This window comes from Curtobacterium sp. YR515 (assembly GCF_900113095.1).
Taxonomy (GTDB): Bacteria; Actinomycetota; Actinomycetes; order Actinomycetales; family Microbacteriaceae; genus Curtobacterium.
Genome location: NZ_FOOD01000004.1, coordinates 73,277 through 97,153, shown reverse-complemented (window position 1 = coordinate 97,153; position 23,877 = coordinate 73,277). Strand labels below are relative to the sequence as shown.

General features: G+C 71.7%; 20 protein-coding genes. 4 read left to right on the top strand and 16 right to left on the bottom strand.

Translation table 11 applies throughout. The features are described from left to right. Positions 1–38: 38 nt before the first annotated feature. Both BM028_RS11820 and glgB read left to right on the top strand, forming a co-directional pair. Positions 39–2,039: an alpha-1,4-glucan--maltose-1-phosphate maltosyltransferase gene (locus BM028_RS11820; RefSeq protein WP_092386771.1), complete on the top strand. Its 2,001-nt coding sequence runs from the start codon at positions 39–41 to the stop codon at positions 2,037–2,039. Beyond that, the gene (glgB, locus tag BM028_RS11815) at positions 2,036–4,792 is read left to right on the top strand and encodes a 1,4-alpha-glucan branching protein GlgB (protein ID WP_254789552.1); all 2,757 of its coding nucleotides are present in this window, start codon (positions 2,036–2,038) and stop codon (positions 4,790–4,792) included. The genes BM028_RS11820 and glgB overlap by 4 nt, the downstream gene beginning before the upstream one ends. 290 nt (positions 4,793–5,082) lie before the next feature. Here the strand turns inward: glgB and BM028_RS11810 are convergent, their stop codons facing one another. Together BM028_RS11810 and BM028_RS11805 are read right to left on the bottom strand one after the other, a co-directional pair. After that, positions 5,083–6,087: a tetratricopeptide repeat protein gene (locus tag BM028_RS11810; protein WP_092386769.1), complete on the bottom strand. Its 1,005-nt coding sequence runs from the start codon at positions 6,085–6,087 to the stop codon at positions 5,083–5,085. Beyond that, complete coding sequence (locus BM028_RS11805) at positions 6,084–7,820, bottom strand: DUF8094 domain-containing protein (protein ID WP_071296164.1); 1,737 nt, start codon at positions 7,818–7,820, stop codon at positions 6,084–6,086. The genes BM028_RS11810 and BM028_RS11805 overlap by 4 nt, the downstream gene beginning before the upstream one ends. Positions 7,821–8,005: 185 nt before the next feature. Between BM028_RS11805 and BM028_RS18545 the strand changes: the two genes are divergently transcribed. Beyond that, positions 8,006–9,898, top strand: a complete 1,893-nt coding sequence (locus tag BM028_RS18545) for a coiled-coil domain-containing protein (RefSeq protein WP_092386767.1) — start codon at positions 8,006–8,008, stop codon at positions 9,896–9,898. Between the two features lie 89 nt (positions 9,899–9,987). Here the strand turns inward: BM028_RS18545 and BM028_RS11795 are convergent, their stop codons facing one another. The 10 genes from BM028_RS11795 to BM028_RS11750 all read right to left on the bottom strand — a co-directional run bounded on the left by BM028_RS11795 (position 9,988) and on the right by BM028_RS11750 (position 18,763). Beyond that, positions 9,988–10,716 carry an alpha/beta hydrolase gene (locus tag BM028_RS11795; RefSeq protein WP_175496064.1) on the bottom strand — a complete coding sequence of 243 codons (729 nt, stop codon included), beginning with the start codon at positions 10,714–10,716 and terminating at the stop codon, positions 9,988–9,990. Next, the gene (locus BM028_RS11790) at positions 10,713–11,018 is read right to left on the bottom strand and encodes a hypothetical protein (RefSeq protein ID WP_070416388.1); all 306 of its coding nucleotides are present in this window, start codon (positions 11,016–11,018) and stop codon (positions 10,713–10,715) included. Before BM028_RS11790 ends, BM028_RS11795 begins: the two co-directional genes overlap by 4 nt. 14 nt (positions 11,019–11,032) lie before the next feature. Further along, a complete protein-coding gene (locus BM028_RS18765; protein ID WP_441294445.1) occupies positions 11,033–11,689 on the bottom strand; it encodes an aggregation-promoting factor C-terminal-like domain-containing protein in 657 nt (218 codons plus the stop codon). Between the two features lie 396 nt (positions 11,690–12,085). Then, positions 12,086–12,634: a DivIVA domain-containing protein gene (locus BM028_RS11780; protein WP_070419098.1), complete on the bottom strand. Its 549-nt coding sequence runs from the start codon at positions 12,632–12,634 to the stop codon at positions 12,086–12,088. A 68-nt stretch (positions 12,635–12,702) separates the two neighbouring features. Then, entirely contained in the window at positions 12,703–13,695 is a 993-nt protein-coding gene (locus BM028_RS11775; protein ID WP_175473642.1) for a phosphatidate cytidylyltransferase, read from the bottom strand. Beyond that, positions 13,695–14,249, bottom strand: coding sequence for a ribosome recycling factor (gene frr / locus BM028_RS11770; RefSeq protein ID WP_070416389.1), 555 nt, complete (start codon positions 14,247–14,249; stop codon positions 13,695–13,697). The genes BM028_RS11775 and frr overlap by 1 nt, the downstream gene beginning before the upstream one ends. A 47-nt stretch (positions 14,250–14,296) precedes the next feature. After that, the gene (gene pyrH, locus BM028_RS11765; RefSeq protein WP_070416390.1) at positions 14,297–15,016 is read right to left on the bottom strand and encodes a UMP kinase; all 720 of its coding nucleotides are present in this window, start codon (positions 15,014–15,016) and stop codon (positions 14,297–14,299) included. A gap of 153 nt (positions 15,017–15,169) precedes the next feature. Further along, on the bottom strand, positions 15,170–15,997 hold the full coding sequence (gene tsf / locus BM028_RS11760; protein WP_071296161.1) for a translation elongation factor Ts: 828 nt from the start codon (positions 15,995–15,997) through the stop codon (positions 15,170–15,172). Between the two features lie 81 nt (positions 15,998–16,078). After that, positions 16,079–17,020, bottom strand: a complete 942-nt coding sequence (gene rpsB / locus BM028_RS11755; protein WP_092386763.1) for a 30S ribosomal protein S2 — start codon at positions 17,018–17,020, stop codon at positions 16,079–16,081. 300 nt (positions 17,021–17,320) lie between these two features. Then, a complete protein-coding gene (locus BM028_RS11750; RefSeq protein ID WP_071296160.1) occupies positions 17,321–18,763 on the bottom strand; it encodes a sugar porter family MFS transporter in 1,443 nt (480 codons plus the stop codon). A 334-nt stretch (positions 18,764–19,097) separates the two neighbouring features. Between BM028_RS11750 and BM028_RS18540 the strand changes: the two genes are divergently transcribed. Next, positions 19,098–19,679, top strand: a complete 582-nt coding sequence (locus BM028_RS18540) for a M23 family metallopeptidase (protein WP_175496063.1) — start codon at positions 19,098–19,100, stop codon at positions 19,677–19,679. A gap of 6 nt (positions 19,680–19,685) precedes the next feature. Here the strand turns inward: BM028_RS18540 and BM028_RS11740 are convergent, their stop codons facing one another. From BM028_RS11740 to BM028_RS11725, 4 genes are read right to left on the bottom strand one after another with little or no spacing between them, the layout of a single operon-like run. Continuing rightward, entirely contained in the window at positions 19,686–20,678 is a 993-nt protein-coding gene (locus BM028_RS11740) for a tyrosine recombinase XerC (RefSeq protein ID WP_092386761.1), read from the bottom strand. 25 nt (positions 20,679–20,703) lie between these two features. After that, positions 20,704–21,897 (bottom strand): DNA-processing protein DprA, encoded by a 1,194-nt coding sequence (gene dprA / locus BM028_RS11735; protein ID WP_092386759.1) that lies wholly within the window; start codon positions 21,895–21,897, stop codon positions 20,704–20,706. After that, a complete protein-coding gene (locus BM028_RS11730) occupies positions 21,894–23,420 on the bottom strand; it encodes a YifB family Mg chelatase-like AAA ATPase (RefSeq protein ID WP_254789548.1) in 1,527 nt (508 codons plus the stop codon). The genes dprA and BM028_RS11730 overlap by 4 nt, the downstream gene beginning before the upstream one ends. Next, positions 23,417–23,785, bottom strand: a complete 369-nt coding sequence (locus BM028_RS11725) for a YraN family protein (protein WP_070416397.1) — start codon at positions 23,783–23,785, stop codon at positions 23,417–23,419. The genes BM028_RS11730 and BM028_RS11725 overlap by 4 nt, the downstream gene beginning before the upstream one ends. Positions 23,786–23,877: the final 92 nt, after the last annotated feature.

The following is a 23,877-nucleotide window of genomic DNA, read 5'->3' as shown; positions in this document are numbered from 1 at the left end:
GGGGAACGCGGAGGCGCTCGCCGGGTAGCGTCGGCTCCGTGGCCACTGCAGACCGACCCCGCCGACCGAAGATCGGGCGCATCCCGATCACCGAGCTCGCCCCCACGACGCCCAACGGGTTCCCCGGCAAGGCGATCGACGGCGAGGTGATCACGTTCGGTGCGACCGTCTTCCGCGAAGGGCACGGTGTCATCGGCGCCGACCTCGTCCTCGAACGACCGGACGGCGGCACCAGGACCGTCCCGATGGTGCTCGTCGCCCCGGGCACCGACCGCTACGAAGCGACCGTCCAGGTCGACCACACCGGTGTGTGGACGTGGCACGTCGAGTCCTACGCCGACGACTGGTCGTCCTGGCTGCACGGCGCCCGCCTGAAGATCGCCGCGGGCGTCGACACCGAGGCCACCCTGCTCGACGGGGCGGCGCTCCTCGACCGGCTCGCCGACGAGACCGACTCCCCCGCCGCCACGCGTGCGGCGGCGCGCATCCGCGACACCGACCTCGACCCGGCCGAACGACTCGCCGCCGTCGACGACCCGCGCATCACGGGCGAGGTCGAAGAAGCGCCGCTCACCTCGCTCCGGACGCACTCGCCCACGCAGTTGCTCGACGTCGAGCGCACCCGCGCCGGTGTCGGCGCCTGGTACGAGTTCTTCCCCCGCAGCGAAGGCGCGAAGAAGAACCCCGACGGCTCGTGGAAGAGCGGCGACTTCCGCACCGCGGCACGACGGCTCCCGGGCGTCGCGCGCATGGGCTTCGACGTGGTGTACCTCCCGCCGATCCACCCCATCGGCACGACCGCGCGCAAGGGTCCGAACAACACGCTCACCCCCGGCCCGCACGACCCCGGCAGCCCGTGGGCCATCGGCGGCCCCGACGGCGGGCACGACGCCATCCACCCGGACCTCGGCACCGAGGACGACTTCCGCGACTTCGTCGAGACGGCGAAGAACACCGGGATGGAGGTCGCGCTCGACTTCGCCCTGCAGTGCTCGCCCGACCACCCCTGGGTCACCGAGCACCCCGAGTGGTTCACGGTGCGCGCGGACGGCTCCATCGCCACGGCCGAGAACCCGCCGAAGCGCTACCAGGACATCTACCCGATCCAGTTCGACACCGACCCCGAGGGGCTCGTCGCCGAGGTCCTGCGGGTCCTGCGCCACTGGATCGCCCTCGGCATCCGGATCTTCCGCGTGGACAACCCGCACACCAAGCCGCTCTGGTTCTGGGAACGGGTCATCCGCGAGATCCGCGACGAGCACCCCGACACCGTGTTACTCGCCGAGGCGTTCACGCGCCCGGCGATGATGCGGGCCCTCGCCGAGGTCGGGTTCCAGCAGTCGTACTCGTACTTCACGTGGCGGAACTCGAAGGACGAGATCGCCGACTACTTCGACGAGCTCTCGCACGAGACGAGCGCGTACCTGCGTCCGAACCTGTTCGTGAACACGCCCGACATCCTCACCGAGTACCTGCAGTTCGGCGGCCGCGCCGGGTACAAGATCCGTGCGGCGCTCGCGGCCACCGGTGCGCCGACGTGGGGCATGTACTCCGGGTACGAGCTGTTCGAGGACGTCGCACGCCCCGGCTCGGAAGAGAACATCGACAACGAGAAGTACGAATACAAGCCGCGTGACTTCGCCCTGGCCGAGGCCGAGGGCGCGAGCCTGGCGCCGTACGTCACGATGCTCAACCGCTTCCGGCAGGCACACCCGGCGCTCCGCCAGCTCCGGAACCTGCACGTGCACGACGCCGAGGACCCGGCGATCGTCGTGTACTCCAAGCACCTGCCCGGACGGTTCATCCGCTCCGGGCGCGACGACACCGTGATCGTCGTCGCGAACGTCGACCCCCACTCGGCCCGTGAGACCACGGTCCACCTCGACCTCGCCGCCCTCGGCCTCGACCCGGAGCAGGCGTTCGACGTCCGCGACGTCGTGACCGGGCAGCGCTGGGTCTGGGGATCGTCGAACTACGTCCGCCTGGACGCGTTCCAGGAACCCGTGCACCTGCTCGTCGTGGAGGGACCCCACCGATGACCGACACCCACCCCGAGGACGACGCACCGAAGGCAGCGCCGAACGACCGGGGGCAGGGGCCGAGCGTTCCGCCGGTGCCGCCGCCCCCGCCGCCCGTGCTGCCCCGCCGCATGCCGGCCGACACCCCGCGCCCGACGCACCCGGCGCAGCACGTCGCACCGGAGACGCCGGCAGCCGGAGGACCGCGTCCGTCGGCATCGCCGGAGCCTGCGACCCCCCGCTACGAGCCACGTGTCTCGGCGCCCGGCGAGGACCTGCCGGGTGCACCCCCGGCCCGACGGGAAGCGCCGGACCGCGACGTCGCCGAATCGGCCACGCTCGCCGGACACGCGTCCGACGCGGCCCACCCGCGCCACGTCACGGTCGAGGCGGTCGAGTCCGTCGAGCGGTCCGCGGCCGCCGGTGACGGCACAGGAGGCGCGACCGGCGTCACGACGTCGGCCGACGCGGGCGACACGGACGGCCCCGGCGACGGGGCGGACGCGCCGACCAGCGAAGGCGGCAGCCCGCTCGCCGCGACGAGCGAGGCGGGGTCGACCCGCGCCTCCCGTCCGACCGACACCACGCCGGAGACGACCGGCCCGCGTCCCGCCCCCGTCGAGGAGTGGCTCCGCCAGCAGGTCGCCGAGGCCCGCTGGTCCCAGCCCCACGACGTCCTCGGACCGCACCCCGTCGACGGCGGCACGAGCGTTCGTGTGGTCCGCCACCTCGCGACCGCCGTGCGGATCGTCCGGCCGGACGGCGACGACGTCGAGCTCACGCACGAAGGCGACGGCCTCTGGGCCGGCGCGACCCCCGGCGAGCTCGGACGGTACCGGGTCGAGGCCGACTACGACCCGGACCCGTCGACCGACAGCGACGACATCACCTGGACGACCGACGACGCGTACCGGTTCCCCCCGACGATCGGCGAACTCGACCTGCACCTCTTCGGCGAGGGCCGTGACGAGCAGCTGTGGCACCACCTCGGCGCCCACGTCACCACGGTCGACGGCGTGGACGGCGTCTCGTTCACGCTCTGGGCCCCGCGGGCGACCGCAGCCCGGGTGATCGGTGACTTCGAGGGCTGGGAAGGCCGCACCACCGCGATGCGTCGTCTGACCGACCTCGGTGTCTGGGAGCTGTTCTGGCCCGGCGCCCTCGTCGGTCAGCGGTACAAGTTCCAGCTCCTCACCGACTCCGGCTGGGTGGAGCGGGCCGACCCGTTCGCCCGGCGGACCGAGGTCCCGCCGCTGACCGCCTCCGTGATCGACGAGTCGCACCACGAGTGGTCCGACGGCGACGCGCAGTGGATGGAGCACCGGGCACGGACGACCACGCACGACCGTCCGATGAGCGTCTACGAGGTCCACCTCGGTTCGTGGCGTCCGGGGCTGTCCTACCGCGAGGTCGCCGACCAGCTCATCGGCCACGTCCAGTACACGGGCTTCACCCACGTGCAGTTCCTGCCGCTCGCCGAGCACCCGTTCGGCGGATCGTGGGGCTACCAGGTCACGGGCTACTACGCCCCGACGGCCCGGTTCGGCTCCCCCGACGACCTCCGGTACCTCGTCGACCGGCTGCACTCCGCCGGCATCGGCGTGATCATGGACTGGGTCCCCGGGCACTTCCCGAAGGACGAGTGGGCCCTGGCCAAGTTCGACGGCTACGCGCTGTTCGAGCACCCGGACCCCCGCCGTGGCGAGCAGCTCGACTGGGGCACGTACGTGTTCGACTTCGGGCAGCCGCAGGTCCGCAACTTCCTCGTCGCGAACGCGCTCTACTGGCTCGAGGAGTTCCACATCGACGGGCTCCGCGTGGACGCCGTCGCCTCGATGCTGTACCTCGACTACTCGCGCACCGAGTGGCTGCCGAACATCCACGGCGGACGCGAGAACCTCGAGGCGATCTCGTTCCTGCAGGAGACGAACGCCACCGCGTACAAGCGCTACCCGGGCATCGTCATGATCGCCGAGGAGAGCACCTCGTGGCCGGGCGTCACGCAGCCGACCAGCGCGGGCGGGCTCGGGTTCGGCCAGAAGTGGAACATGGGCTGGATGCACGACACCCTGCAGTACATCGAGCGCGACCCGGCGTACCGCAGCTACCACCACGACGAGATCACGTTCTCGTTCGTGTACGCGTTCAGCGAGCAGTTCACCCTGCCGATCAGCCACGACGAGGTCGTGCACGGCAAGGGATCGCTCTACGGCAAGATGCCCGGCGACGAGTGGCAGAAGCTCGCGAACGTGCGGGCCTACCTCGCGTTCATGTGGGCGCACCCCGGCAAGCAGCTGCTCTTCATGGGGCAGGAGTTCGCCCAGCCCAGCGAGTGGTCCGAGGCGCGCGGGCTGGACTGGTGGCTCCTCGACGACCCGGGGCACCGCGGAGTGCAGGACCTCGTGTCCTCGCTCAACCGGGTGTACCGCGAGACGCCGGCGCTCTGGACGCACGACGCCACGGCCGACGGCTTCGAGTGGATCGAGGGTGGCGACGCACCGCACTCGACGCTCGGGTTCCTGCGGAAGGACGGCGACGACCGGCTCGCGGTGTTCGTGAACTTCTCCGGCGTGCCGGTCGAGCGACGCTTCGGGTTGCCGGCGGCCGGTGCCTGGCACGAGGTCCTCAACACCGATGCCGCGGAGTACGGCGGGTCGGGCGTGGGGAACCTCGGCGTGGTCACGGCCGAGGACACCCCGTGGGCGGGGCGTCCGGCGTCCGCGCACCTCGTGGTGCCGCCGCTCGGCGCGGTCTGGCTGAAGCTGGCGCGCTAGCCCCGCGCACACGACGGACGGGAGCGTGCCCCGCTCAGCGGCGACGCGAAGCGTTGCGCGGGGCACGCCGACCGAGCCTGCGAGGGAGGAGTGCCGGCTGGCACCGCGCCTCCCGTCCGTCGTGCGGACGCGTCCCGATCGCGACCACGACCGCGGCGCAGAACCACGGTGTGGAACCACGAAACCGACGTCGAACCAGGGTGCGACCGTGGTTCGACGTCGGTTTCGTGGTTCGACGCCTGCGCCGGCGCGCCTGGCGCGTCAGACGCCCCGCGCCGACGCGTCGGCGCTCAGTACAGCGCGCTCGCCAGACGCCGGCGCGCGGCGACCACGCGCGGGTCCTCGGTGCCGATCAGCTCGAAGTACTCGACGAGCCGCACGCGGAGCGCCTCGCGCTCGTCCCCGAACACCGTCGGGACGAGGTCGAGCAGCCGGCCGAACGCGTCGTCGACGTGCCCGCCCGAGATGTCGAGGTCGGCGACCGCGAGCTGCGCCTGCACGTCGGAGGGCCCGGCGGCCGCAGCAGCCCGGATGTCGTCCGCGGTGCGGCCGTTCAGCCGGTCGAGCAGCGACACCTGTGCGAGCCCGGCGACGGCCATCTGGTCGTGCGGGTCCTGCGCGATCGCGGTCTTGTACTCCTGGATCGCGGTGGCGTAGTCGCCCTGCTCGATCGCGTCGTACGCGGCCTGGTGGTGCGGCGGCAGCGGCTCCGGCTCGGGCTCGCCCTGCTCGACGGCGTCTGCCGGGGCCGCTCCGTCGACCGTGACGCGGCCGGAGACACCGTTCTCGGCGGCTGCGGCGAGGACCTGCTCGTAGACGTCGCGGACCTGCGCCTCGGGCAGCGCCCCGACGAAGAGCCCGAGGGGGCGTCCGCCGATGAGCGCGGCCACGGTCGGGATCGACTGCGCCTGGAACGCCTGCACGAGCTGCGGGTTCGTGTCGGCGTCGACCTTGGCGAGCAGCACGCGGCCGTCGTACTCGGCGGTGAGCTGCTCGAGGATCGGCGAGAGCTGCTTGCACGGCCCGCACCACTCGGCCCAGATGTCGACGATCACGGGGACGATCGTGGAGAGCTGCAGGACGTCCTGGAAGGTCTGGTCGGTGACGTCGAGGACGAGCGACGGGACGGTCAGGTCGGCACCGGTCTCGCTGCCGGGAGCACCTGCGGCGACGCCGGACTCGGGGCCGCCGGCAGCGGCCCCGCCGGGCTGGGGCGGCCGCTGGGCGCGGTCCACCAGGGACGACAGGTCGACGGCTCCGCGGAGACCGGACGGGGTCGGGGGGACGTTGGTCATTGCACCTCACTCGCTGCTGTCAGGCCCTGCGTGAACCCGAGCAGGACCACTTTGTCATCGGTGCCCACCGGGGGCACGTAGAAGAGCAGCTGCACGCCGTAGGTCGCGCTGATGCCCTTCGTGCTGGAGTCGACACCGGAGAGCGCCTTCACAGCACCCTCGGTGTTCACCTCGGCGCCGGCCGCGGTCGGCGTGACCTTCTCGACCTCGTTCAGGTCGGCGGACACGAGCGCTCCGGCGCCGTCCGTCGCGATCGCCACGGCGCTGTCGTCGGGGACCTCGGACGAGTACTCGATCTTCGCGGTGTCCGGCAGCGACTCGGACTTCTTGTCCTTGTAGGCCTTGCCGATGGTCGACCGGAGGCCGTCGCCGTCCGCCTGGAACAGCGACGCGTACGAGCTGTCCTTGTCCTTCGAGAGGATGTCGCCGTACGCCTTCGCGATCTCGTCGGGCGCGATGGCGAGCAGCTTCGTGTTCGACGCGAGCAGGGCGGCACCGATCGACGTGGGCGCGAGGCTCGGGATCTTCGCCGCGGCCTCGAGCGAGACGTCGTAGGCGACCTTGTAGTCGTCGCGGGCGGAGTCCTGCACGAGCGTCAGCGCCTGCGGGGCCGACTTCGCGTCGCAGTCCTCGGCGACGACCGCGAACACGGTGCGCGGCCACGAGTCGGTCTGCTGCGGCAGCGCCACGCACACCTGCTCCCCCGAGATCGTCGGCGGGGCGTCGACGTCCGAGTCCTTGCCGCGGATCGTGTAGTTCGCCGCGCGCAGGTCGAGGGCCGCACCGGTGAAGCGCTGCTCGGCGAGCTTCGCGTCGCGAGCGTCGTCGGCACGCTTCGCCACGTACGCGACCCGCTGGACGATCCGGGTGATCTGCTGCTTGGTGGCGGCGGTCGGCTCGGTCTGCGCAGCCGTCCCGGTCGCCGTCGCGGTGGGCGTCGGGCTGGCCGCGGACGCCCCCTGCGGCCAGTAGTCGGACGAACAGCCGGCGAGACCGAGGGCCCCGACGAGCAGGACCGGGATCGCCACGAACGCCCGGCGGCCACGACGACCGCGGACCGGTACCTGGGCGCCGGCGGCCGCGGCCCGGCGTGAGGCACGCACGCGCGGCGGACGGGAGCCCCCGCTGCGGCGGCGCGGTCCGCGACCACGACGCTGGTGCACGAACGCCCAGACGAGCAGGACGATGCCGCCGACCAGGAACACGCCACCGGCGACGAGGAGCGGACCGACCGACGGCGTCGCGGTGTCGCGCGGCCAGGTGACCGAGACGTCGCTCGGGGCCGCGGCCGTGCCGTCGCCGACGATGATCACGCTGACGTCCTCGGGCAGACGGACGGTGAACTGTCCGGCACTGTCGTACTCCTGGTACCAGAGGTCGCTTCCAGCGGGGTCCGGCACGGTGGACTCGGAGCCGGTCGTGCGGCCGACGAGCTTCGCCTGCTCGGCGTCGAACCGCATCGTCGTGTGCTTCGCGTCGCCGATCCAGGCGTCGACGTCGCTCGTCTTGCCGTAGGCCGCGAACACCTTGCCCGAGCCGGAGACGTTGATGCGCTGGTAGCCGGGGTTGGCGTTGAGCGTCGAGCCCGGGATCACGGTGACCGGGGCGGAGCTCTTCGAGGACGATGCCGCGACGAGCGACGACGGTGGCTCGAACACGGTCCGCTGGCCGACCGCGAGGGCGACGAGCAGCAGCCCGATGACGAAACTGACGATCGCCAGGACGAATCGCACGGATCTTCTCCCTACCGCGCCGGGGTGGGGGTGTCGGCGCGCGAATCAGCGCTCCAGGATAGCGAGGGAGTCTGGACGGCGCATCCCCCACCGCTGTCCGCGGTCACAGCCCACCGTCTCCGCACGCCACTACAATCGTGCCGGGCCTTCCCTGTGCCCTCCGCCGAGCACCCAGGAGCGAACACGTGGCGAACGACGAGGCAGAGTTCGGGACCGAGCTGCGCGGGTACCGCCGCGAAGACGTGGACCGCTCGCTGAACGATCTGCGCCGCGAGCTCATCAAGTCGAACAACGACCGGGCCGACGCCGCGAAGGAGATCCGCCTCCTGCAGGCGCGCGTCTCCGAGCTGCAGGGCGAGCTCGACGAGGCCGGCACCCCCACGTACAGCGGCCTCGGCACCCGTCTCGAGTCGACCCTCCGCGTCGCCGAGGAACAGTCCACGCGGCTCATCAGCCAGGCCGACATCGACGCGCAGCGGCTCCGTGCCTCGAGCCGCGCCGAGGCCGACCGCACCCTGCGCGAGGCGCAGGACGAAGCCCGCGACACGCTCGAGGACGCCCGCACCCGGTCGACGAACGAGCTCACCCGCGCCCGCGCCGAGTCGGCCGACACCGTCGAACGTGCCCGCGCCGAGGCCGGGCTCCTGACGCAGGACGCCCGCAACGAGGCCGCCGCGATCCGCGGTGCCGCCGTGACCGAGGCGGCCGAGGTCCGCTCGGTCGCGATCCGCGAGACGAACGCGCTGCGCGCCCAGGTCGAGCACGAGGTCGCCGAGCTCCGCGAGATCACCCAGCGCGAGTCCGCCGAGGCCCGTCGCGCCGCCGCCGACCTCGACCGCGAGACCGAGCACCGCCGCAGCGTGTTCGAGGCCGACCACGCCCGCCGTGTCGAGGACCTCGACCGCGACGAGACCACCCGCCGCGACGCACTCGAGCGCGAGATCGCCGAGGGTCGCGCCGCCTGGCACCGTGAACGCGACGACGAGCAGCAGGCCCACGCGCTCGAGCTCGAGACCGGACGCGCCGACCTCGCCGCCGAGGTGGACCGCCGTCGCGCCGAGCTCGACACCGAGCTCGGCGACCGCCGCCGTGTCCTCGACGAGGAGCTCGCGGCCGCCCGCGCCGAGTGGGACCGCGAGCTCGCCTCGGCCCGCGCCGCGCTCGAGCAGGAGATCGAGGCCGCACGCGCCCAGCTCCGCGTCGACGAGGAGCAGACCCGCACCGAGAACGCGCGGCTGGTGCAGGAGACCGCGGACCGCATCGCCCGCGAACTCGACGAGCACGCGACGCGCATCGAGCGGGAGCGCGCCGAGGCCGAGGCGACCGCGGAACGCGCCGCCCGCGAGCACGCGAACGAACTCGCCGCCCGCCGCGAACGCGAACACGCCGAGGTCGACACCGAGATCGCCGACCGCCGCACCGCCGAGCTCGGCACGCTCGAGGCCGAGCGCACGGCACTCCGGCAGGAGATCGACACGGCCCGTGCCGACCTCACCCGCGAGCGCGACGAGGTCCGTGCCGAGATCGCCCGCGAACGCGACGAGGCCCGCACGACCCTCGAGTCAGAACTCGCCGCCCGACGTGACGACGCCGAGCAGGACTACCTGCAGAAGCACCACGACACCGTCACCGAGACGCAGAAGTACCTCGACGAGGCGAACCTGCAGCTCGCCGAGGCGACGCGCCGCGCGACCGAGGCACGCGAACGGGCCGAGCGCCTCCAGCAGGAGGCCGACGACCTCGAGCGCTCCAGCACCTCGGACGCGCAGGAGCACGCGCGCACGATCGTCGCGGACGCCCAGGACCGCGTGCACAAGATGATCGCCGACGCCGAGGAGCGCACCGCCGGCATCATCGCCGAGTCCGAGGACCGCCTCGCGGCCATCCGGACCGAGCGCGACGCCGTCGCCGGCTACCTCGAGAACCTCCGCGGGGTCCTGACCAACGCGACCGGCCTGCTCGGCACGGCACCGTCGGTCGACACCGCGGAGCCAGCCGAGCTCGTCATCGAGCCCGACGACGAGTCGGTCACCGACGACGCGACGGTCACCGACGACGAGGACGCGACCACGCGCTGAGCGTCGGCCGGTCCAGGAGGCGCGACCCGCGCCTCCTGGACCGGCCCGCGTCGTCGACGCGACGCGTCCCCCGCGACCCGGCCCGTCCGTCAGTCGGTGACGTGCGTCGGCAGCGGTGCGCTGCCCGGCACGACGAGGTCCGCGATCGCGTCGAGCACGATCCGGACGTACTTCTCCCCCACCCAGAGGTGCTTCGCCCCCTCGACCGGGACGACACGGACGTTCGGCGCGATGGCGAACCGACGTGCCGCCTCGTCCGGCTGCAGGAAGTCGTCGTGCTCGGGGACGAGGGCCACGACGGGGACGGACACCTCCGCCCAACGGGCGAGTTCGTCGTCGGTGGCGCGGTGCAGCGGCGGCGAGAGCAGGACGACACCGGCGACCCGGCCGGCCTCGACGTGCTCGAGCGCGTGCTTGAGGATCACCTCGGTGCCGAACGACCACCCGACGAGCCACGGTGTCGGCAGACCGCGGTCGACGACGTCCGTGACGGCGGCGCGCAGGTCGAAGCCCTCGGAGACGCCGTCGCCGAAGACGCCCTCGGACGTGCCGCGCGGGGACGTCACCGAACGGAAGTTGAACCGGAGCACCGCGATGTCCGCGAGGGCCGGGAGCCGGGCCGCCGCCTTCTTCAGCACGTGCGAGTCCATGAAACCGTGCGCGATCGGCAGCGGGTGCAGCGTGACGATCGTCCCGCGAGCAGCGTGCTCCAGCGGCTCGGCGAGCTCACCGACCAGGGTGAGGTGGTCGTCCGTGACGAGCTCGATGTCGGTGCGTCGGGCCGGCAGCTCGGTGTTCGACCGGATCTCGGTGGTCATGCGATGCTCCAGCAGTGGTTGTGCCAGTGGCGGCGGGACGCCAGGTCGGCCTCGTCCCCGAGGACACCGTCGGCACGCCAGACGACGACGTGCGCCACGCCGGGCAGCACCGTGCCGCCGCAGCCCGGGCAGATGTACTCCTTCTGCGCCGAGGCGGCGGAGATGGGCTGCACGAGGTACTCACGGCCGCGGCGCACCTCGGTGCGCTTCCACGAGCTCATCATCCGGTCGAGACCGGTCGGCTCGTCGTCCTGCTCGGGACCGCGGCCCCGAGGGCGTCGCGGCCGGTTGCTCCGCGGCACCTGCGTTCAGCCGATCAGTACCAGTTGTTCGCGACGCTGTGGCCCCAGGCACCGCACGGCGTGCCGTAGACGCCGGAGATGTAGTTGAGGCCCCAGGTGATCTGCGTCGCCGGGTTCGTCTGCCAGTCGGCGCCGGCCGTGGCCATCTTGCTGCCGGGGAGCGCCTGCGGGATGCCGTAGGCACCGCTCGGGTTGTACGCGTTCACGCGCCAGCCCGACTCCTTGTTCCAGAGCGAGACGAGGCAGTTGTACTGGTCGGTCCCCCAGCCGCGCGCGGCCACCATCTCCTGCGCGATGGCCTGGGCGCTGCCCGGGTCCGGCGTCGCAGCGGTCGCCGCGAGGGTGTTCGAGGCGCTCACCGAGGCGGTCTCGTCCGTGGCGGTGTCCGCGTCGGCATCCGTGGTGTCGGTCTCGGTCTTCGGCTTCTCGACGACCTTGGGCTTCGGGAGCGTCACGCCGTACGCGTCGCGGGAGACGTCGAACGCGGCGTAGGTGCCGTGCGCCGTGTACTCCTGCGGGGCCGCCGGCGCCTTGACGAGCACCGGAGCGGAGACCGCTGCCTGGGCCACGTCGGGCTGCAGCGGGTTGAACAGCGAACCGACGACGATGCCGGACACCGCGAAGAAGGACAGCACCGGCACTGCCGCACGCTTGCGCACGAAGGTGTTCATGCTCTGCGGGGATGACGACGGCTTCGCGGCTGCGGCGACGGCACGGGCACGACGCTGCTTGACGATGCGGGGGTCGGCGGGGGTGGCGGGCACCGCGTGGGCGACCGACGCCTGCGCGTCCTTCGTGTCCGACACGCGGTTCGCCGCGACCGACTTGGGGGCGACGGCCGGAGCGGTCGGCACCGATGCCGTGACCACCGTCGGGTTCGCCGGGAGGACCGAGTTCTCCGCCGTGCGGGTTCGGTTCAGTGCCGCGCGGCGCTCACCGGCGGCCGTGAGGCCGAGGTGCTCGCGGGTATCGCGGTCGGAGCTGATGTCTGCCGTGTGCCTGCCCATGAGTTCGACCAGGATAACGGAACGATCACGGAAAGCGAAGCACCCGCCACCAGCGCGTCGTCAGCGGACAGCGAGCATGACCTCGACGACGGCGTCGAGCAGCGCGTCGACCTGCGCTTCGCGGTAGCCGCCGTGCTTGGGTCGGAAGACGATCGAGCGGACCTCGGTCAGGCTGAGCGGCTTGCCGTCGCGGAAGTAGCCCTCGAGCCGCTTCGCGAAGGCGTCGACGTCCTTCGGGTGGTACCCGGTGCCGAGGAAGCTCACACGACCGAACCGCTGCCCGTCCGGGCGCTCGAGACGCGCCACGACGTCGGAGGCCTTCGACCGGGCTTCGGCGTACCAGGCCTTCTGCCCGATGTCCGCGATCTCCCGCTCGCGCTCACGAGCCGCGAAGGCGTCCTCGAGCCGTTCGAGGGCGGCGTCGACGTGTGCGGTGGAGTAGCCGCCCTTGCGCATCGAGAAGGCGGTGGCCCGGATCTTCGCGGCCTCGATCGCCGGAGCGGTGTCGTTCGCCGTGTAGGCGCGGCGGGCGTCCTCGAGGAAGCGCTCGACCTCGTCGACGTCGTATCCGAGGGCGGAGCGGTCTGCGTTCGGGAAGGTGGTGGCCACGGCGACATTCTGCCAGGACCGGACCATGGTGTGACCTGGACGCGCTGGGGCGTGGACCAGGGGTCCGTTCAGTGGTTGACGACGAGGTACAGCACGTAGGCGACGGCGGCGGACGGCAGGATGCTGTCGATGCGGTCGAGGAGTCCACCGTGCCCGGGCAGGAACGACGAGATGTCCTTGATGCCGAGGTCACGCTTGATCATCGACTCGGTGAGGTCGCCGAGCGTGGCGGACCCGGAGATGAGCACGCCGAGGATGATGCCCGTCCACCAGGGCAGCCCGAGCATGAGCCACGAGACGAGGATGCCGACGATGATGCTGGCGGCGACCGAGCCGGCGAAGCCCTCCCACGTCTTCTTCGGGCTGATCCGGGGCGCCATCGGGTGCTTGCCGAGGTTGAGCCCGGTGGCGTACGCGCCGGTGTCGACCGCGACGACCACGAGGATGAAGCCGATCACCCAGAGCTGCCCGCTGGGCTGTGCCGCCAGCAGCACGACGCAGGCGCCGAGGAGCGTGATGTAGGCCTGCACGAACAAGCCGTTCGTGAGGTCCCGCACCACGTTCCCCGCGGCCGGCTTCGGACGCGCGATCGCGACCTCGACCAGGCGCCAGAGGCTGATGAACACGATGCCGCCGAGGAGCGTGAACAGCGCCGGGATCTGCCCGCCGATGAACGCCGCCGGCACGATCGCCACACTGACGATGACGCTCGGGATGCGCGGCACGTCGCGCCCGGCGAACCGCATGGCGCTCGCGAGCTCGTAGACCCCGACGCCGAGCAGGAACGCCCCGACGACCATGAACGACGGCTTCCAGATGAGCAACGAGCCGAGCATCACGACCGCGAACGCCAGGGCGATCCCGATCGCGGCCGGCAGGTTGCGTCCGGTGCGTGCCGTCAGCGCCTCGTTGCGGGCGCCGAAGTCGGCCTTCCGCTGCCGGAGCTGCGCCTCGAAGTCGGTGCGTGCGGCTCGTGCGCGCGCGTCGAAGTCCTGACGCAGCCCCTTGGCGGAACGCTTCTCTGCTGTGGGGCGGTCACCGCCCTGGTCCGGACGGTGCATCAGACCTCGAGGAGTTCGGCTTCCTTCTTCTTCAGCGAGTCGTCGATCTGGTCGACGTGCTTCTTCGTCAGGGCTTCGAGGTCCTTGTCGCCACGGGAGATCTCGTCGTCGGAGATCTCGCCCTTGAGCGCGTCGAGGTCGTCCTTGGCCTTGCGGCGGATGTTGCGGATGACGACCTTGTGGTCCTCGCCCTTGCTCCGGACGAGCTTGACGAACTCCTTGCGGCGGTCCTGCGTGAGCTCCGGGATCGTCACGCGGACGATGTCACCGTCGTTCGTCGGGCTGGCGCCGAGGTTCGGGAACGTCGCGATCGCGCGCTCGATCTCCTTGAGCGCCGTCTTGTCGTACGGCGTCACGATGAGCGTGCGGGCCTCGGGGGTCTGCAGCGACGCGAGCTGCGCGAGCGGCGTCGGCGTGCCGTAGTACTCGACCGGGATCTTCTGGAAGAGCGCCGCGTTGATGCGGCCGGTGCGGACGGTCGAGAAGTCGTCCTTGGCGACCTCGACCGCCTTCGCCATCTTCTCGGTGGCTTCGGTCAGGACATCACTGATCACGGTGTTACTCCTTCGGTACTGGCGTCGAGTCTAGTCAGCGGGCGGGGTCAGTTGCTGACCACCGTGCCGATGCGCTCGCCCCGGATCGCGGCGGCGACGTTGCCGTCGCCCTCCATGCCGAAGACGTGCATCGGCATGCCGTTGTCCATGCAGAGCGAGAACGCGGTGGCGTCGACGACCTTGAGGCCCTTCAGGAGCGCGTCCTGGTAGGTGACGTGGTGGAGCTTCTCCGCCGTGGCGTCCTTCTTCGGGTCCGCCGTGTAGACGCCGTCGACGCCGTTCTTGGCGACGAGGACCTCTTGCGCGTCGATCTCGAGGGCACGCTGCGCTGCGACCGTGTCGGTCGAGAAGTAGGGCAGGCCCGCTCCGGCACCGAAGATGACGATGCGCCCCTTCTCGAGGTGCCGCTCGGCGCGCCGCGGGATGTACGGCTCGGCGACCTGGGTCATGCTGATCGCCGACTGCACGCGCGTGGCGGCTCCGGCCTGCTCGAGGAAGTCCTGCAGCGCGAGGGCGTTCATGACCGTCCCGAGCATGCCCATGTAGTCGGCGCGCCCGCGGTCCATGCCCCGCTGGGAGAGCTCGGCGCCGCGGAAGAAGTTCCCGCCGCCGACGACGATCGCGACCTCGACCTCCTGCGCGGCGACCGCGATCTCCTTCGCGATCGTGCTGATGACGTCCGGGTTCACACCGAGCGAACCGGCACCGAACGCCTCCCCCGACAGCTTCAGCAGGACCCGGCGGCGTCCGGTCTTCTCGTTCGTCATGTGGTCGCACCCTTCGTCGAATGTCTCGTGGGAATCTACCCGGCCGCAGCCGGTCCGGCGGAGGCGGGTCGCGCCTCCAGTCGGTGCTCGCGCGTGTCGGCGCGCGAAAACGGGGCCCGGAACCTGGTGGTTCCGAGCCCCGTCACGGGTTCGTTACGCGCCGACCTTGACGCGGGCGAAGCCCTGGATCGTGATGCCGGCGTTCTCGGCGGCCTTCGCGACGGAGATCTTGTTGTCCTTCGCGTAGTCCTGGTCGAGGAGCGCGACCTGCTTGCGGTAGGCGTTGAGGCGACCCTCGACGATCTTCGGCAGGGCGGCCTCCGGCTTGCCCTCCTCGCGCGTGATCGCCTCGACGGTCGCGCGCTCCTTCTCGATCGCCTCGGCCGGGATCTCGTCCCGCGTGAGGTAGGTCGGGTTCGCGAACGCGACGTGCTGCGCGATGGAACGGGCCTCGGCCGCGTCGGAGCCCGAGTAGGCGATGACGACGGCGATCTGCGGCGGGAGGTCCTGGCTGGTCTTGTGCAGGTAGACCTCGAAGGCGTCGCCCTCGACACGGGTGACCGTGCGGAGCGCGAGCTTCTCACCGAGCGCGGCGGCAGCCTCGTCGATGACCTCGGCGACCGTCTTGCCGTCCAGCGGCGCGGCGTTGCCGGACTCGACGTCGGCGGCACCGGCGGCGGCGACCGCGGCGACGACCTTGTCGGCGAGGGTGGTGAACTTCTCGTTCTTCGCGACGAAGTCGGTCTCGCTCGCGAGCTCGACGACGGTCGCGGCGCCACCGTCGGTCGACGCGACGACGACACCCTCGGAGGTCGCACGGTCGTCGCGCTTGGCGACGGCCTTCGCGCCCTTGATGCGGAGCAGCTCGACGGCCTTGTCGTAGTCGCCGTCGGCCTCGACGAGCGCGGTCTTCGCGTCCATCATGCCGGCCCCGAGTTCCTCGCGGAGCTTCTTCACGTCAGCAAGGCTGTAGTTGGCCATTGACTGGAGTCCTTTCTGGACTGAGCGTTTGTGGAGAGTGGAGCAGGGGCGCCGGACCGATCGGCCCGACGCCCCCGATGGTCACTCGGCGGGGGTGGTCTCCGCAGCGGCCTCGGCCTCGGCCGTCGGCTCTGCGTTCTTCGCGTCGTCGGCGATCGGCTCGCCGATCTCCTTCGCGGCGACCTGCGCGTCAGCGTCGTTCTCTTCGACCGGGGTCTCGGCCTCGGCAGCGGCGGGCGTCGTGGTCGCAGCGGCCGGCGCGGCGGTCTCGCCACCGAGGAGCTCCTGCTCCCACTCGGCGAGGGGCTCGGCCGCAGCCTCGTCGTCGCCACCGTTGTGGCGGGTCTTCAGACCCTCGGCCGCGGCGTCGGCGACGATACGGGTGAGGAGACCGACGGAGCGGATCGCGTCGTCGTTGCCCGGGATCGGGTACGTGATCTCGTCGGGGTCGCAGTTGGTGTCGAGGATGCCGATGATCGGGATACCGAGCTTCTGCGCCTCGTCGACGGCGAGGTGCTCCTTCTTGGTGTCGACGATCCAGAGCGCGCTCGGGGTCCGCGTGAGGTTGCGGATACCACCGAGGGTCTTGTGGAGCTTGTCCAGCTCGCGCTTCTTGATGAGGAGCTCCTTCTTGGTGAAGCCCTTCGTCGTGTCGTCGAAGTCGATCTCCTCGAGCTCCTTCATGCGCGCGAGGCGCTTGGAGACCGTCTGGAAGTTCGTGAGCAGACCGCCGAGCCAACGCTGGTTGACGTACGGTTGGCCGACGCGGGTCGCCTGCTCGGCGATGGAGCCCTGGGCCTGCTTCTTGGTGCCCACGAAGAGGATCGTGCCACCGTGCGCGACCGTCTCCTTGACGAAGTCGTACGCGCGGTCGATGAAGGCCAGCGACTGCTGCAGGTCGATGATGTGGATGCCGGAGCGCTCGGCGAGGATGAATCGCTTCACCTTCGGGTTCCACCGACGGGTCTGGTGTCCGAAGTGGACGCCGCTGTCGAGCAGCTGGCGGATGGTGACGACGGCCATGTGCCGTCCTCCTTCTGTCTTCTCGGCGCGCAGCCGTGCTCTCGCACGTCGCTGCGGACCTGTTGCGGTTGTGTCGATCACGACCGTCGGTCGTGGTCCCTGGTGCCCTGGCACGCGACCGCCCGCTCGTGAGAGCGAGACCGATGGTCGGGTGCCGCGCCGGTGACGGCGCTGTGGACACGCGAAGTCAGCGCGCCGGAGCGCACTGCTGAGGAGATGCTAGCAGACCGTGGACGCACAGGAGGCGCGGTGCGGGTCGGACCCGCACCGCGCCTCCTGGACGGTGGTGACGCTGGTGCGTCAGGCCTTGGCGTCGACCGTGTCGCCCTCGGCCGTGATGCCCATCTCCTCGAGGGAGCGGCCCTTGGTCTCCGGGATCTTCGCGATGACGAAGAAGAGGGAGAGCAGGGCGAACAGCGCGTAGATGCCGTAGGTCACGGTCAGGTTGAAGCCGGACAGGACGGGGAACGTGATGGTGACGAGGAAGTTCGCGATCCAGTTCGCCGCGGACCCGATGCCGAGTGCCGTCGCACGGATGCGGTTCGGGAACATCTCACCGAGCAGGACCCACATGAGCGGACCCCACGTGGCGCCGAACGACACGACGAAGAGGTTCGCGAAGATCAGCGCGATGACGCCCCACGCACCGGGGAGGTTCGGCTCGCCGTTCACGATCGTCGCCTGCGAGAACGCGATCGCGACCATGAGCAGCGACACGAACATGCCCGTCGAACCCGCGATGAGCAGCGGCTTGCGGCCGAGCTTGTCCACCGTGAAGATCGCGATGAAGGTGACGGCGACGTTCACGACCGAGGTGATGGTCGAGATGAGGAAGGACTGGTCCTCCTTGAAGCCGACCGCCTGCCAGAGCGTCGTCGAGTAGTAGAAGATCACGTTGATGCCGACGAACTGCTGCAGCACCGCGAGGATGATGCCGACCCAGACGATCGGCTGGAGCCCGAAGCGGTTGCCCCGGATGGAGCCCTTCTTCTCGCTGGCCTCCTTCTTGATGCCGTCCTGGATCTCCTCGAGGCTGGTGTTCACCGTGTCGCGCGGCACGATCTTGCCCATCACCTCGCGCGCGTCGTCCGTCCTGCCCTTGGCGAGGAGGAAGCGCGGCGATTCGGGGAGCGTGATGGCGAGGACGCCGTACACGACCGAGGGGATCACGCCGACCAGGAACATCCAGCGCCACGCGGCGAGGCCGAGCACCTGCTCCGAGGCGCCGCCGGCGGTCACCGCGAAGAGCTGGTCGGACAGGAGCGCGGCGAAGATACCGAGCGTGATCGCGAGCTGCTGGAACGAGGCCAGGCGACCGCGGATGGCCTTCGGCGAGACCTCGGAGATGTACGCCGGCGCGATGACCGACGCGGTGCCGATGCCCAGACCGCCGACGAGGCGCCAGATCACGAGGTCCCACGTGGCAAACGCGAACGCGCTGCCGATCGAGCTCACGAAGAACAGGACGGCGGCCCAGAACATGACGCGCGTGCGACCCCAGCGGTCCGCGAGGCGGCCGGCGAAGTAGGCGCCGAACGCGCAGCCGATGAGCGCCGAGGCCACGGCGAAGCCGCTCGCGGCCTCGGACAGGCCGAACTCGCCCTTGATTGCCTCGACCGCACCGTTGATGACGGACGAGTCGAATCCGAAGAGGAAGCCGCCGACCGCTGCCGCGATGGCGAACAGCGTGACCTTCCCCTTGAAGGCACGGTCTTCGCCGTGCTGCGTTGTCGCGTTCGACACGATGCTCCAGGTTTCCCGCCGCCGTGCGGGATGCTGCACGGTGCCCCGGCGGTCGGCTGGTTCGCCGTCCGAGCGGCGTTGCGTGTTCCGGAGCGGCCCCGACTGTACTCCCGGATCGGGCGCGGGGGCCAACCGGGCGCGCGGGTGCGGCGGGTGGGCGGTGGGGCGATCCACGAGTCTTTCGACATTCCGCGCGTCGAACCGCTGGTGGAGTGTCGCATCGCTCGTCCGGATCGCTCCCGCTTCCCCTCCACGGTCCAGGAGGCGCGGGTCACCGTCCACAGGACGGGTCGCCTTCGGCGCGATCGGCGCCACGCAACGCGATGCTGGGCGGATGTCGTTCCGTCACCTGGGTTCAGTCGTCGTCGTGTTCCTGCTGCTCCTGTGCCCACTGCAGCACGGGCTCGACTCCCGTGCGACCGGGTCACCCATCGCCACGTCATCGCCGGTCCGGAACGACGTCGCCCGTGACCGCCCGACGCCTGCGACGGCGGAGGCACCGTGGGTGTGGCCGACCGGCAGCCGGGTGGTCGACCGGCCGTGGGAGGCCCCGGCGGACGACTACGCAGCGGGCCACCGCGGGATCGACGTCGGGGCACCGCTCGGGACCGTGGTGGTGGCCGTCGACGACGGGACGGTGACGTTCGCCGGGCAGGTCGCCGGACGCGGGGTCGTGACGATCGACCACGGCGGCGGGCTCCGGAGCACGGTGGACTCCGTCGCGCCCGGGGTCGCGACGGGAGACACCATGGCGCAGGGTGACGCGGTGGGCACGGTGTCGGTCGGCCACTGTCCGGCAGCGAACCCGTGCCTGCACCTCGGCGCACGGCTCGACGACCGGTACGTCGATCCGACGCCGTACCTGCCCGCGGCGGCGTGGCCGGTGCTGCTGCCCGAGTCCGCCTGGACGGGGTGAGTCCGGTCAGGCGCGGGGGTGTGCCGTGCGGTAGACCTCGCGCAGCCGTGCGGAGGAGACGTGCGTGTAGATCTGGGTCGTCCCGAGGCTGGCGTGCCCGAGCAGCTCCTGCACGGCACGGAGGTCTGCTCCCCCGTCGAGCAGGTGCGTCGCCGCCGTGTGCCGGAAGGTGTGCGGACCGCTCGGGCCGTCGCCCGGCAGGTCCTGCAGGAGCCGAGCGACGATCCGGTACGTGCCACGGACGCCGAGCCGACCGCCGCGGTCACCGAGGAACAGCGCGTCCGCAGCCGGCGGGGCGTTCCGGGCACCGCCGACCGCCGCGTGGCCGTCGCCCGCCGCGCGGCCGTCGCCCGCCTGCGCGCTGGCGAGCAACGCCGGGCGACCCCGGTCGAGCCACGCCTCGAGCGCATCGCGTGCGGGCACCCCGAACGGCACGACGCGCTCCTTCCCGCCCTTGCCGAGCACCCGGACGGTCAGCCGGCCCCGGTCGAGGTCCCGCACGTCGATGCCGACGAGTTCGCTCACCCGGATCCCCGCCGCGTACAGGAGTTCCACGACCGCGAGGTCGCGCAGCGCGCCGGGATCGTCGGTCGCAGCCCGAGCGGCCAATCCGTCGAGCATCGTCCGGACCTGGTCGGACGACACCACGCGCGGGAGGTGCGATGCCCCCTTCGGCGCCCGGAGCCGCACGCCCGGGTCGGACGCGATCCACCCGGACTCGCTCGCCCACCGGGTGAACGCCCGGACCGACGACGACCGGCGAGCGATGGTGGACCGAGCCAAGCCCCGGTGGTCGGCGTCCCACAGCCAGTCGCGCAGCAGCTCGAGGCCGAGGTCCGACAGGCGATCGATTCCCCGGGCGGTGGCGAACGCGACGAGCTGCTCGAGGTCGTTGGCGTAGGCGCGGACGGTCTGCTCGCTGAGTCCGCGGCCGTGGCGGGCGTGCGCGAGGAACGCGTCCACCGCCACTGCGAGCCGTTCCCCGTTGCGTTCCGTCACCCGCCCAGCGTAGGTCCGACGTCCGTCATCGACGGCACCATCCCTCGGCCAGTGCCACCACCAGCCCCTCGAGCTGCGCCAGGGCGAGGGCGTCCGCCGTGTCGTCGACGGAGAGCCCGCTGCGACGGGCGATCTCCTCCACCGGGAGCGGCCGCCGGTCGAGTGCGTCGAGCGCCCGCGTGACGTGCGGATCCGACCGGGTCCCGAGGACGAGCACCTCCGCCACCGGCGGCGCGTCGTGGACGACGACCGCGGACACCGCTGCGACCGGGTCGCGGGGCTGGACGACGATCTGCGCGGTGCCGTCGGCGATCAACCGGTGGCATCCGACCGAGGCGGCCGACGCGAAGGGTCCGGGCACGGCGAACACCGGACGACCGAGGTGCAACGCGTGGTGGGCGGTGTTGAGCGCCCCCGACCGAGCAGCGGCCTCGACGACCACCGTTGCCCCGGACAGAGCAGCGATCAGCCGGTTGCGGTGCAGGAAGCGCCACCGCGTCGGCCGGGTCCCCGGTGGTGACTCGGACAGCACCCGGCCCCGTCCGAGCACGTTGCGCAGCAGGTCGTGGTTGCCCGCCGGGTAGAACTGGTCGACCCCGCCGGCGAGCACCGCCGTCGTGGGGGTCCCGGCGGCGACGGCGACCCGATGGGCCACGGCGTCGATGCCGTACGCGCCGCCGGACACGATCTCGACGCCGTCGTCCGCCGCGACGGAGGCGATCTCCGCCGTGGCCTCGGCCCCGGCGACGGTGTTCGCCCGGCACCCGACGATCGCGAGCGCCCCGCGGCAGCCGGCTGCACCGACCGGGTCGTCCAGCTCCGAACGACTCCACAGCACGAACGGCGCGTGCGGCCCGAGGTCCTCCAACCCGCGCGGCCACTCAGGCGTGCCCGGGACGAGGAGGCGCGCGCCGACCGCGGCGGCGGACGCCATGGCCGCGACGGCGCGGTCGTCCGCTCCCCCGAGGCGCGGTCGCCACCGGTCGAACGCCGACTCGAGCGCCGCGCGGACCCGGTCGGGGCCGTCGGCGAACGACGCGTCCGTACCGACCTGCTCGAGGAGTTCGCTCGCGCCGCCCGCGGCCGCACGACGGACCAGTGCGAGGGACTCGTCCGGTCCGAGCGCTGCGACGAGTTCTCCCGCGACGGCGTCGCCCGGTTCGGCGAGGACGCTCCAGACGACCCGGGCGAGGGTGTCCTCGCCGGACGGCGCGGTCACAGCGCGCTCCGCAGCGTCAGCGCGCGCCCGACCTCGGCGGAGCCCGGACGCTCGACGTCGTCGAGGTCGGCCATCGTCCACGCCAACCGCATGACCCGGTCCCACCCCCGCATCGTCAACGTGCCGAAGTCGAGTGCCCGGTCGAGGGGTGCCGTCGCGCCAGGCTCTGCCCGACCTTCCGACCGGAGCCACGGCCCGGTGACCTCGGCGTTGCAGGCCCAGCCGGTGCCGTGCAGCCGATCGGCCATCCGACGTCGGGCTGCGGCCACACGCGCTGCCGCCTCGGCCGTGGTGGGCGCGGTGCCCTCCGCCGAGCGGATCGTGCCCGTCGTCACCCGGGGCACCGCCACGCGGATGTCGATCCGGTCGAGGAGCGGTCCGGAGAGGCGGCCGAGGTACTTCCGCACCGTGCTCGGGCTGCAGGAGCACAGTGGGCCACCTCGGGTCCCCGCGTTGCCGCACGGGCAGGGGTTCGCCGCGAGCACGACCTGGCACCGTGCGGGGAACTCAGCACTGCCGACGCTGCGGTGGATCGTGATCCGACCGGACTCGAGCGGCTGGCGGAGCGCGTCGAGGACCGCCCGGGGGAACTCGGTCGCCTCGTCGAGGAAGAGCACCCCGCGCGTGGCCCGCGACACGGCACCGGGGCGGAGGAGCCCCGAGCCCCCGCCGATCAGGGCCATCGCCGACGACGAGTGGTGCGGCGCTTCCCACGGCGGTCGCACACTCCAGGACTGGTTGCCGAGCCCGCTGACGGAGCGGACGGCCGCGACCTCGAGCGCTGCCTCGGGGTCGAGGTCCGGCAGGAGCCCCGGCAGCCGCTCGGCGAGCATCGTCTTGCCGGCACCGGGCGGGCCGAGCAGGAACACGTGGTGCCCTCCGGCCGCGGCCGCGATGACCGCCCGGACGCCGACGGCGTTGCCGATCACGTCTGCGAGGTCGTGCACGTCCGGACGGACCTCTGCCACGGCGGGCTGCAGGACGGGGTCGGTCTCGACCGGCGGCAGGAGCGCACCGGCGGTGATCGCGCTCGCCCGGAGCGACGGTGTGCCGATCACCTCGACGCCCGGCACGATCCGGGCTTCCTCGACGTTGCCGAACGGCACGACGACCGTGTGGATGCCGGCGTCCCGCGCGGCGATCACCATCGGGATGACCCCGGGCACGGGCCGGACCCGCCCGTCGAGTCCGAGCTCGCCGATGTACGCGACGTCGCGGGAGACCTGCGGCGCGATGCCCTCGGCCCCGAGGACCGCCATGGCGATGGCGAGGTCGAACCCGGAACCACGCTTCGGGATCGACGCCGGGGTGAGGTTCACGGTGATCCGCCGCGCCGGGAGCGGACAGCCGGCGACGGCGCTGGCCGACCGGACCCGCTCACGCGCTTCGCCCAGGGCCGCGTCCGGAAGACCGATGATGCTGAAGCCGGGCAGCTGGCTGGTGAGGTGCGCCTCGACCTCGATCACGCGCCCCTGGACCCCGACGAGCGCGATCGCCGACGCGCGCCCGATGTCCGTCGTCACAGCACACCCGCCACGTGCTCGACCCCGACGCGGTCACCGTCGACGTGCACGGCGACGGCATCGATGCGGATCATCCGCGCCGACACCTCGGGATGGTCCGCGAACCAGGCCGGTACGAGGCGGCGCAGTCGTGTGACCTTCGAGGCCGTGATCGCCTCGAACGGATGGCCGGTCGCGTTCCCCGAGCGGGTCTTCACCTCGATGAAGCACAGCGTGCAGGACTGCCACGCGACGATGTCGATCTCCCCGCGGGCGCATCGCCAATTGCGTTCGACGACGCGGAACCCGTGGCGTTCGAGCCATTCCGCAGCCTGTTCTTCGCCGAATCGTCCGAGACTGCTGTTCCGCAGCGGTGTTCGTTCCATGTCGTTGCCTCCGCCACGACGATCCCGGGAATCGACGCGCCATCAGGTCGCACCTCGACGATTTGTGGACAGGAATCGGCGGACGACGACCT

What these genes read in the sequence shown, in the direction of transcription:
- glgB (WP_254789552.1), top strand. Translation starts at nt 2,036, where the DNA reads ATGACCGACACCCACCCCGAGGACGACGCACCGAAGGCAGCGCCGAAC.
- BM028_RS11810 (WP_092386769.1), bottom strand. Translation starts at nt 6,087, where the DNA reads ATGACCAACGTCCCCCCGACCCCGTCCGGTCTCCGCGGAGCCGTCGAC.
- BM028_RS11795 (WP_175496064.1), bottom strand. Translation starts at nt 10,716, where the DNA reads ATGACCACCGAGATCCGGTCGAACACCGAGCTGCCGGCCCGACGCACC.
- BM028_RS18765 (WP_441294445.1), bottom strand. Translation starts at nt 11,689, where the DNA reads ATGAACACCTTCGTGCGCAAGCGTGCGGCAGTGCCGGTGCTGTCCTTC.
- BM028_RS11775 (WP_175473642.1), bottom strand. Translation starts at nt 13,695, where the DNA reads ATGCACCGTCCGGACCAGGGCGGTGACCGCCCCACAGCAGAGAAGCGT.
- pyrH (WP_070416390.1), bottom strand. Translation starts at nt 15,016, where the DNA reads ATGACGAACGAGAAGACCGGACGCCGCCGGGTCCTGCTGAAGCTGTCG.
- tsf (WP_071296161.1), bottom strand. Translation starts at nt 15,997, where the DNA reads ATGGCCAACTACAGCCTTGCTGACGTGAAGAAGCTCCGCGAGGAACTC.
- rpsB (WP_092386763.1), bottom strand. Translation starts at nt 17,020, where the DNA reads ATGGCCGTCGTCACCATCCGCCAGCTGCTCGACAGCGGCGTCCACTTC.
- BM028_RS18540 (WP_175496063.1), top strand. Translation starts at nt 19,098, where the DNA reads ATGTCGTTCCGTCACCTGGGTTCAGTCGTCGTCGTGTTCCTGCTGCTC.
- BM028_RS11725 (WP_070416397.1), bottom strand. Translation starts at nt 23,785, where the DNA reads ATGGAACGAACACCGCTGCGGAACAGCAGTCTCGGACGATTCGGCGAA.